Source organism: Tateyamaria pelophila, assembly GCF_019966495.1.
Taxonomy (GTDB): Bacteria; Pseudomonadota; Alphaproteobacteria; order Rhodobacterales; family Rhodobacteraceae; genus Tateyamaria; species Tateyamaria pelophila.
Window position 1 is genome coordinate 1 of the sequence record NZ_JAIMIA010000139.1, and the last position, 10414, is coordinate 10414.

7 protein-coding genes are annotated in these 10414 nt (G+C 55.2%); 4 read left to right on the top strand and 3 right to left on the bottom strand.

Annotation, left to right across the window (positions count from 1 at the left end; all coding sequences use genetic code 11):
- The 3 genes from LC354_RS23820 to LC354_RS23830 all read right to left on the bottom strand — a co-directional run.
- Positions 1 to 794 (bottom strand): metallophosphoesterase (locus LC354_RS23820; RefSeq protein ID WP_317849391.1); only part of this gene is annotated, 794 nt, incomplete at its 3' end.
- A gap of 303 nt (positions 795 to 1097) precedes the next feature.
- The gene (locus LC354_RS23825) at positions 1098 to 1691 is read right to left on the bottom strand and encodes a YqiA/YcfP family alpha/beta fold hydrolase (protein WP_223428473.1); all 594 of its coding nucleotides are present in this window, start codon (positions 1689 to 1691) and stop codon (positions 1098 to 1100) included.
- Between the two features lie 59 nt (positions 1692 to 1750).
- Positions 1751 to 3352: an ADP-ribosylglycohydrolase family protein gene (locus LC354_RS23830; protein WP_223428474.1), complete on the bottom strand. Its 1602-nt coding sequence runs from the start codon at positions 3350 to 3352 to the stop codon at positions 1751 to 1753.
- 214 nt (positions 3353 to 3566) lie between these two features.
- Here LC354_RS23830 and LC354_RS23835 point away from each other — a divergent pair, with 214 nt between their 5' ends.
- The 4 genes from LC354_RS23835 to LC354_RS23850 form a co-directional block, all read left to right on the top strand.
- A complete protein-coding gene (locus tag LC354_RS23835) occupies positions 3567 to 6242 on the top strand; it encodes a PD-(D/E)XK nuclease family protein (RefSeq protein WP_223428475.1) in 2676 nt (891 codons plus the stop codon).
- A gap of 1 nt (position 6243) precedes the next feature.
- On the top strand, positions 6244 to 9390 hold the full coding sequence (locus LC354_RS23840) for a UvrD-helicase domain-containing protein (RefSeq protein ID WP_223428478.1): 3147 nt from the start codon (positions 6244 to 6246) through the stop codon (positions 9388 to 9390).
- Entirely contained in the window at positions 9390 to 9845 is a 456-nt protein-coding gene (locus tag LC354_RS23845; RefSeq protein ID WP_223428476.1) for a hypothetical protein, read from the top strand. Before LC354_RS23840 ends, LC354_RS23845 begins: the two co-directional genes overlap by 1 nt.
- A 159-nt stretch (positions 9846 to 10004) precedes the next feature.
- A partial coding sequence (locus LC354_RS23850) for a transposase (RefSeq protein WP_223421634.1) occupies positions 10005 to 10414 on the top strand: 410 nt, incomplete at its 3' end.

The window sequence follows — 10414 nt, forward strand, 5'->3', positions numbered from 1 at the left end:
TGTCCGAAGAACACGGGAGGTGCATCCAGAGCGTAGAATTCGCAGTCCACTTCTCCTTCAATAGGGCTGTCTGGGAGCTCCAATGGATTCTTGACCGATAATGTTGCGTCGCGCCAATTAGCGCCAGCAGGATCAGCCCACCACTTGACGCGGGCCTTGTCACGCCACGTCCCCCGATAATCGTGAAACCCGTAGCCGGAAGGCAGAGCCACCTCGGGCCCTTTTACCAGATTGATAACCGCTTTCGCAAAGTCGGTGCATTCGAATGCAACCTCCTGCAAATCCTCGGCCTTCAGTCTCCCGTCCGGCCGACGTTTCGCGACCAGCTCTACATGCCGGGCATCCCAGCAGGCGTGAACGAGGCGAAGCCCCCCTAGCTCCAGAAAAAGCGGCAAAGTCAGAAACCAATTCATCACGTCCTGAGCCTCATCGCTCCCCACAGGATACTCATCGAGGAAACTTTGATGCTGGCCACTGTTCTTGTCATCGTGCGCTCGCATGAAGCCATCATCGGTGTTTAGCCAGTTCTTTCCCGGCGTGTGGTAGTGCAAAGCGTTGAGTTCATGATTGCCCATGACAGCGATTGCGTTTCCAGCCCGAACCATTGTGCGAACCTGCTCAATGACCTTCCGGTTGTCGCGCCCAGTGTCGATGAAATCGCCCAAAAATGCCGCGATACGGCGCTCAGGATGTTGCCAGATGCCATCGACTAACTGATAGCCGAGCGTCTCAAGCGTTCTGCTCAGCCGCGCAGCGTCAGCGTGGATGTCGGGAATAATGTCGTAATGTGTAATTGCTGTCTCCTTCTTGGTTTCTCAGTTAACAGTGTGTTGGGAGTGGAAATGCAGTATAGTAGGTGAATGAACAGTATTAGCCGCGCTGATGATCAGGCCCTAATCTCTGAACTTACTGCGCAACTGGTGCCAACGTCTAAGGCTTCGGAAATTCACCTTTGCAGCATTTGCCCTCCATCCATCGAGGACACATATAACACTTGAATGCGCCAAAAACGGTCGCATGCCGCTGAATATTCTCTTAAAAGTTCAGTTCCGAATGGCAATTCACGACCCGTAGGAAGCGGGACCCAACCCGCCGACTTAGGCCTCGGGGCTTGGCGCTTTTAAATCAAATTTCCCGGCAAGGATCTTCACCAGTTCGACCATATGGTCGAAGCGATGAGAACCGCCCTCAAACGTCGTTACAGGCAGCTGGTTGGCAACCATGGCCAGGGTTTTCTGCGGATTGATCACCTCATCGCCGAGATCGAGGACAATTTCACCTGGCCCATCAAGCCGGAATGGAATGTCCTGATACGCTCGGACAACTTCTTTTTTTAGGTCGTAGGGCGTCCCAAAATGGGTCTGCCCTCGACCAAGATATTTTTGCAGTGAAGTTGCAGGCGACACGGCTGGATTGATTGCGATGAACGGCAAGTTGAAGGCACTGCCTAGCCAGGCTGCCAAGAACCCACCCATACTTGTTCCTACGATCAACGTTCTGCTTGGCCCCTGTAACTCCGCTGCGAACGCCTCAAAAACCTTTTCTGGCGGACAGGTGTAATCGACTGTGACACCCTGAACCGGAGCAAGCATCGATAAAGCCTTCACCTTGTCCTTTTGGGGATCGAAATTTGATGCAAAGCCATGACAGTACATGATCTGATCTACTGCAGGCCTATCGATTTTGCCCATGTTTTGATGGTTCCTCATTTGTCAAAAAACTGAATTTCCACTTTAATATCACCCGCCACTCAGTTTACCGGATAGGCAGTCAAGAGATCTTCGGCGCTGCCACTCTCATGCTTGAGGCAAAGGTAGTCGTGTACCAAACGCGTGATGATGTCTGCCCCTTCTATGACGCTCGCCCACTGATGTTTAAGGGCCGCGGCAGGATCGATGAGGCCGAGCATGTTTCCAGCGATTGCACCTGTAGAGTCGCTATCACCTCCATGCAGAACAGATATCTGGAGACCCTCATCGAAAGATTTTCCGGCAAGGCACGCATAGAGCGCAATCGCCAGCGCCTCCTCGGCAACCCAGCCGCCACCAAGTGACTCGACGGTTTCAGCCGTTTCATCCCGGGGTGCCTCAAGAGCATTTCGTATCGCCTGGACGGTCTCTTCCCCATCCTTCATGCGGGCATAGGTTTCCGCGATTTGTGTTGCACACTCTTCAAGGTCTGCGCCCATCGACACGTCTGCCAACATCTCAGCCCAAGCCGCTGCAGCGATCTGTCCTGTGGGATGTCCGTGCGTTAGGGCAGAAGTTTCTAACGCGATCGATTGCACCTCGTCACGAGCAACCATCAAAGCAACCGGTGCCACCCGCATGATCGTACCACAGCCTTTGCTGTTGTTCTCTGCACGAACTCCAAATCGCGCGCTCTGCTCAAGGGCCGACATACAGGTGAGGCCCGGGGCGCGCCGTGCCCAGAGGCGACGATCAGCAATCAGGCCAACATCATCCGTTTCGACTCGCGGCTTACCACCTTGGGTTCGGAGCCAGCGTAGAAGGGCGTGATGCACAACAGATGGTGGGTGGCTGATGCCTTTGAGTGCGCCGCGAACATAAGCTCGAATAATGCCTTCGGCTGTGAACAAGGTCATCTGCGTGTCATCCGTGATCGCGCCCCGCAGTCCCTGATGGGGCGGCAGGTCCGTAATTCCTTCTGGGAAACGCCGACGGATTTGATCCAGCGACAGAAACTCGATGTCAGCCCCCAAACTGTCGCCGATTGCCCCTCCGATCAGGCTGGCATGAAGGCGAATGCCCGCCAGGTCGTGATGGCGCGCATGGTTTATGAGCCAGGTCGCTTGTTCAGAGGTCTCTATCGCGCCAGGACGCACAGACCGTATATCAGTGATAGCTTCGTGTGCAGATCGGCCTCGCTCCACAAGCATCAATGCTGCAATCGTGCCTGCCCGGCCCAGACCACCTCGGCAATGGACGATCACTCGGCCGCCGTGTTCCATGATCTGATGCAGTTTGGGCGACACCACGCGCCATTGCTCCATCGCTTCCGGCGTCGGTACATCCACATCCCTGATAGGGAGCTGAACCCATTCGATGCCACGAGTTTTGAGTGCATCGCCAAGATTTGTCACCGACAGCATCTCGAATTCATGATCTTCTAGAAGGGTCAGGACGGCGCTGGCACCCCAAGCTTTGATCGCGTCCATGTCGAGATCGAGATCTCGATCCCAAGTTGCGCCACAAACGCTGTCGCCCTTCTTTCCAGGGCAAAAAGTGATGCCTAGCTGTCCGTTTGCAAGCGGCAGAGCATCAATGCGGAGGGGGTGGGTATGACTGGTTCGAACCAAACGGGTCTCCTTTTCTCTTCGATTCTTTATCACTATAGAACCTTCATACGTCACTTTCGGACGCACCCGTTCAGAGCATGGGTTGTAGCACGCGATGGTTTAGAGCAAGATTTGTCTCAAACAGAGGCTGCGGTCCACGCATCGATTAGATGAACAGTATGGTGTTGCGGCTTGGAAAGGCACCGCATCATGCGACCCGCTCCTTTGAGGAAAGTTAGCCAGAGATATGTCTGGCAAGGAGGTGCCGATGAATGGACTTGATCCGTTTGTAACAGTCCATTCTGAGACGGGCGCTTTCCGTACGATCACTTCAGATCTTCTAGCCGAGACGTATCTTGCTCCTCGCGCCATGGAGTTCGATCTAAACGCGGTTTTGTCTGTGGAAGGGCAGCCTTGGTCTGCCAGTATGGCGGTTGCACCGATGGAAACGGCGGCGGCGGTGTCTTCAGCGCTTCGGTCGCTCGCTATGGCGACAAAGAGCCTTTCGCCAGATGAGGTCGACCTTTCAGCTCTGGATCAAGACAGCCGACTTTACCGGCATCTCGCAGCCCTGTGTGATCTCTGGCGGCAATCACCTGCTGCCCTTGCCGATGATCTTAGGGTCTATGCCCATGTCTTGCGCAGTACAGCGACAGATGCGCTCGAACCCCTGCCTTTGGTCACCGCAGCGCCTTGTGACTTTGCTTCCCCAATTGAGCGCAGTCTTCATGCCCATCTGCTCGAGCATCATGGGCTTGCCAGCGAAACATTCCGGCAGGAATGGGCGATGCGCAGATCGCCCCTACTGACTGGCGCATCGGAAAAGACAAGTCTGTGGCAAGTTCAGCAAGGATTGACCGGTGCTGATATTGCGGCAGCACCCCTTGATGATAGCTTGAGTTTCTTTGCACTTCGCGATGAAGCGGAAGAGGCAGATTTTGCAGCTGCCCGTGCACAACGGCTGATGGACGACGGCGTAGCGCCTTATGAGATTGCCATACTTGTACCAGATGAGATCGGATATTTTGCACAGCTTCGGCGCGCCTTCGATGCTTTGGGTGTGCCAATTTCCGGTCTACCGGATTTGCCAGTTCGGCGCGATATCGCCGGGGAAACCTTGCTGCACCTTCTTTTGTGCCTGCAAAGCCCGGCCCCGGCCATGGCACTCGCCAGCCTCTACATCTCGCCCCTCATGCCTTGGCCCGCAGCGACCGGGCTGCAGCTTGCGCGCGAGGTGATGCAGGGCCGGTTTGATCCCTATTCGGCCAAGTTGCTGACCGGGCGTGCGAAGCGATTGTTTGGAATTCTTCGGAGCAATGTTTCACAAACACCATCCGGTATTCTGGAGGCCCTCGACCAGGCCGCTCAGAATCTAAGCGATGACCCTGATTTCCGTGAAGACATCACTCAGTTTCGGTCAAAACTCACGGTGGTTCGCGGTCTGTTATCGCAGAGCCGTACGCTGGACTGGGCAGGCATCTTTCGCATGGCAACGCCGGGCTCTGTCAAACCGATATCCTCAGACCCCTTTGTCGAAGGTGTGAGCGTGTTCACCGAGACGGCCATGCCATGGCGACCAACACGGCATCTGATTGCACTTGGGATGAGTGGCAATCGCTGGCCGCGCACTGTTTCTGCATCGCCGCTCTTTCTCGATGGTGAAGTTCAGATTCTGCGCAAAAAGACAGGACTATGTGTTGAAACACGTGGCGATGCACTTGCGCGGCGGCTGGAGAAACTGCGTCGTCAGTTCTTGTGTAGCTCCGAGACCCTGACCCTACTGCGCCCTGTTTTTGCAGCAGACGGAAGCCGTCAACCGCCTGCAGCTGCCCTTTCGCTGGTCGCCCGCACAATCGGAGATGAGGCCAATGGCCCCGAGGATGAGGAAACCCTGATCCATGATCTGCGATCGATCCCAGCGGAGCGTTGGCCTTTTGCACATCGGTTCGTGGCAGCGAACAATGAAGCACAGCCCTTGCCAGAAGACGGCGTGCTTCATCTCGACCGCGATCTCCTGCGCAGACGGTTGACTGAAGATGGTCGGATGCGCCCACAATCCCCAAGCAGACTTGAGACGCTTCTAGTCAGTCCTCTGGCATGGAGCCTTTCCGAGTTCGGTGCAGAACCCGTAACCTGGGCTCCCGAAGGGCTTAATATCATGGTCGCAGGCACAATTGCGCATGATGTATTGGAATTTCTCTTTCCAAAGGACAAGCCACTTCCGGATCACGAACAGATTGAAACCGCGGTGCCCGAGTTGCTCATGGCAGCGATTCGCAAATACGCTCCGTTTCTGCAGCGGTCGATCTGGGCCGTGGAACGTCAGGGGCTCACGCGAGACATCCGCATTGCTGCTCATGCTTGGCGCGACACACTCGAAGCGCTTGGCGCACGTGTGATCGACAACGAGATCGACCTGCGGGGCACTGCATTTGATATCCTCTTGCGAGGGCGCGCCGACTGCCTATTGCAACTTCCCGATGGCAGCCTGCTTGTGGTTGACCACAAAAAAAGCGGCACACCACGGCGACGGTCTCGGCTTGAAGCGGGATGGGATCTGCAGCTTGGACTGTATCGCGCAATGCTTATGCGCCCAGAAAAAACCGGTCCTGTGCTCGAAGCTGCGCTAGCTGGCAAGCCTACGATCGGTGTTGCTTACCACCTCATCAATGATCAGGGCGTTCTATTGGAAGGATTGGAGCCACCTGATGGGGTAGTGACCGTCATGCACGGGGATATCTCTGGTCAGGCTATGGGCATGCTGGACACACGACTGACTGAAGTCGGTGAAGGTCTCATCCGGCTCAATACGGAGGATGATCGGAAGTTTTTCGAAAAGACTGCAAATCTTGCGCCCTATGCGCTTGATGCCTCGCCTCTGGTCTCTCGCTTTATGATGCCTGCCACAGATCAAATAGACGACCTGGAGGACCTCGATGACTGAGATGCTAACCATCGTTCCTGCGGGTGCCGGGTCAGGTAAGACATTTAGGATCAAGTCGGACCTGACGAAATGGGTGAAGGACCAACTTGTTGGCCCCGAGCGGATTCTGGCCGTCACCTTTACCGAAGCGGCAGCCGCTGAATTGCGCGGTCGAATCCGATCAAGCCTTTTAAGTGAAGGTTTGGTGGAACAGGCGCTGGCCGTTGAACAAGCCTACGTGTCCACAATCCATGGGCTTGGCTTGCGCATCCTTTCCGAACACGCGTTTGCAGCAGGGGCATCACCGCAACCTCGTGCACTGGCGGAAGCCGAGCGAGACTTGCTGATCCGTCAAGCCATGGCACACGCAACGACTCTTGATGCTGTGAAGGCGGACCTGCCGCGATTTGGCTACAGGTCCAGTTTTGTCTCAAATGCGAGCCTCGAAGACAGCTTTCGAAGTAAGATCCTTAGCACCATCGATCTCCTGCGGGGCCTCGGAGACAGCGGCAATGATCCCAAGCTGGCGGAAACAGCCGTTGAGCGATTGCATGATCTTTACGGCGAAGTCGCCAGCGACCCCGCTCATCTTGAAGCGCGCCTGACGGCTGCGATCGCGGCATTGCTTGCAGCCTTTCCGAATGATTTGACGCCACACGCAACATCGGACGCAGCAAGAAAAGCCTTTGCGAAGGATTTCAGATCCCTCAAGCGTGCATTGCGCCCGGGCGAGCTAAGCCGGGATTGGAGGCTTTGGAAGACACTGAGTGAGTTACGCCAAACGAAACGCGGCGCGCCAACACCAGAAGGTTACGATGATCTTTCAGGTGAGGTCATAGCGGCCGCCTCCGACATTGCGATACATCCCGGGCCGCTGGACGATGCGTGCGCACATTTGGTGGCACTGGTGCATGGCGCACAGGAAGTCATGTCCAAATATGCAGAGATGAAACGTGAGGCCGGTGTCATCGATTATGCGGATATGATCTGCGATGCCGAGCGTTTACTTCGGACGCGCCCGGAGATTCTTGAAGCGCTTCTCTCTGAGGTCGATTGCGTCATCATCGACGAGTTCCAGGATACAAACCCTGTTCAGTTTGCACTGCTCTGGCGGATCGCCCAATCCGCGAAACGCGTATTGATCGTGGGAGACACAAAGCAGTCTATCATGGGCTTCCAGGGAGCCGATCCCAGATTGAGTGAGGCGCTTGAAAAGCAGAACCCGCAAGCCGCCTCTCCCCTTACCGGGAACTGGCGCTCTGACCCACGTCTAATGCAGATGGTCAACGCCATCTCGCAGGGATTATTCGGCGATGGCTATGTGGCGCTTGATCCGCAACGTCCAGAAACGGGTGAAACCTTTGCTGAGATCCTGCGGATACCCGAGGGACGGCGATCAAAGAAATCTCGACCGGAAGATCATATCGCTGCCCGTGTCGCAGATATTCTTGCGGAACGTGGTCCCATCGTCGAACGCGAGGGCGACCCCAAGGCTCCTGTGTTCAGGCCAGTCGAACCACGCGACATCGCACTTCTCTGCCCGACACACACCATGGCAGCGCGCTATGCCAGCGCTCTCAAACGACAGGGTATTCCCGTGCGCATCAATGCGCCGGGCTGGCTGTGCTCATCGGCCGTAATGGCCGCACGCAACGCACTCAGTTTTGCGGTGGACCCGACCGATCAACATGCGGCGCTTGCCCTGCTTACTCTGGGTCCCGCATCAATGCCGATTCAAGAAGCCATGACGGCACTTGCTGATGATGCAATAGATTCCTGCGCAGACCTTGCTGAGTTGCTGAAGTTGGCTGAAACGGCTCCTGAGGTGCCGCTCGAGGCATTGCTGCCGAGGGTCCTTGAGGCTGCTGGCATTCTTAAGTGGGCAGCGACGCACCCAGATGCGGCTCAAGTCCATGCTGATCTCATGCGTCTTCAGGCGGAAGTTACAGAATTCGTTTCCGCACATCGCGACTTCAAAGCTGCAGCCGGGTTCCATGGTGCTAGCGCGCAGGTTTTTCTAGGCTGGTTGGAGGCCCGTCGTGAGGAGCGAGATTTCGACCGCCACCCAGATCCTGGCCAAAGTCAGGGACAGGGACAAGGCGTTGAGATTGTGACCTGGCATGCATCAAAAGGTCGGGAATGGCCGATCACAGCGATCGTTGGCCTTGATGCCAAGATTGGCGAGCGACCGGGAACACTCCGGGCGGAGTTCACCGATTTCAATGATCTTGGCGCAATACTTGAACATGCAAAGCTGATTTGGACACCCGATCTGCCAATTAAGGAAAAGAAGGATATCTTCCTCGCAGATCGGCGCGAAGCCTCTGAAGCTGATGCGCGGCGACTTCTTTATGTGGCTCTGACGAGAGCGCGAGATCGACTAATCCTGGAATGGCCGGAGTTTGGCCTAAAGAAGCTTGGGGAAAGCGAAGGACCGGCGAACCATGCCGAGATGCTGGTTTTGGAGTCCGGGATTGAGCCTGAAACGGGCTGCTTGAAAGTTGGGGGGGGCAGCTTTCCCGCTAGGACCTTAATTTGCAGTTCTGAGCCTCCAGAATTGCCGGGGATTGTACAGTCCGAAGAACAGGGACGATTGGCGTTTGGACAGCCGCGCCCATTGCCAGAAACAGCAGTCACTCCATGGCGTGTTCGTCCATCGCTGATCGAGCCCAAAGTCGCGAGCGAAGTCAAAACACGTCTAGTTCCGCTTGACGTCCCAGCACACGCAATCACGCTTGCAGGGACTGCCAGTGAACGCGGCACTGCTCTGCACAAGGCGCTTCGCGTTTTGCTCATGCGGCCCGATCTACGTCCGCGCCTAGCCAGTGCAACCGGGTTTGATGATCCCATGCTTGATGCATTGCAGGTGCACGCTCAAGCTCTGCAGAACTGGCTGGCCGCCGAGGGTTACACACAAATCGACTGCGAGGTTCCGATTCAAAAGCGCGAACCTTCCGGTGCAGAGTTTTATGGCATCATCGATTTACTCGCCAGAGGGCCAGACAAGTGTCTGATCCTTGATCATAAGAGCGGCTCAGGGAGTTTTGTCGATTACATGGAGCAACTCGGAGCATATCGAGAAGGATTTTCACAGTTTGGAAGCTTGAAGCACAAGATAATTGCGATACACTGGATTGATCGCGCAACTATTGAAATTTTGACACAATAATGTCCAATAATCTTGAAATTACCAACGAGGAAAAACGACTCCATGTCATATTTTCTGTCGTGGCAATAGCTCATGAGATGCGTGAATTAGGATTCCCAAAGACCGCGTATTCCAAAATTCTCCGCGAAACTATCTTCTTTGTGTGGGAAATCCGCGAATTATCGAAATACTCTCCAATGCGAAAGCGGAGCAAAGCTGCTGAAGGGCGTCGAAATGATAAGCTTGACTACGATCACGCAATACCTATGCGGATCATAATAGAGATGCTACTAAATAAATGGCCAAACAAAGAGGCAGTCACTTACATCATAACGCATTTGGTGCATGGTGTTTTGATAACAAAAGAAGAGCACATCCTTCTCAGTGAAGAAGGACTTTCTTCCACCATGCCAAAGGATTGGGATGGGAGCGACTGGATGACTCGCTATAAGAAAGTGGGCATTGACCTGATATGAAAATCAACGAGACCAGAAATTTTAGTAGAAAACATTCGGCATGAATGTTTTTGATAGAACTTAATCCCGCATTCCCCAAGTAGATCTCTGATTTCGCTGTCTTGAACGTGATATTTTCTATATATATCATGGCGTTGGTTGCTGCGGAGGATGTGTTTCATGGATCACCCAGAGGGTGCGGGCTTGCAGCGGGCAGATCGTGTGGATTTTGACCCTCGCGTGCGGCTGGAATTCCGGGGCGCTCAGCTCAGTTCGGATGGCGGCCTTCTGGTGATGCGCGAGCTTGATGACGCGCTCGGTCTGTCCAATCTGGCGTCTGCTGCCCTGTGCGATAATCGCCGTGGCAAGAACACGATCCACCGGCTCGACGGGCTGTTTCGGCAATCGGTCTACGGCCGGTTGGCAGGATACGGGGACGTCAATGACGCCGACCGTCTCGCGCTCGATCCCGTGATGCGCCAGGTTGTCGGTGGCCGTGCCGTCGATGCGCATGCCGCATCCACGTCGCAGATGGGCCGGTTCGAGACCGAGGGACTGGCGACCGCAGAGAACCGGGCGGCTCTGTCTGA

Excerpts from the sequence above, each read along its gene's own strand:
- LC354_RS23825 (WP_223428473.1), bottom strand. The coding sequence starts at position 1,691 with ATGGGCAAAATCGATAGGCCTGCAGTAGATCAGATCATGTACTGTCAT.
- LC354_RS23835 (WP_223428475.1), top strand. The coding sequence starts at position 3,567 with ATGAATGGACTTGATCCGTTTGTAACAGTCCATTCTGAGACGGGCGCT.
- LC354_RS23840 (WP_223428478.1), top strand. The coding sequence starts at position 6,244 with ATGCTAACCATCGTTCCTGCGGGTGCCGGGTCAGGTAAGACATTTAGG.
- LC354_RS23845 (WP_223428476.1), top strand. The coding sequence starts at position 9,390 with ATGTCCAATAATCTTGAAATTACCAACGAGGAAAAACGACTCCATGTC.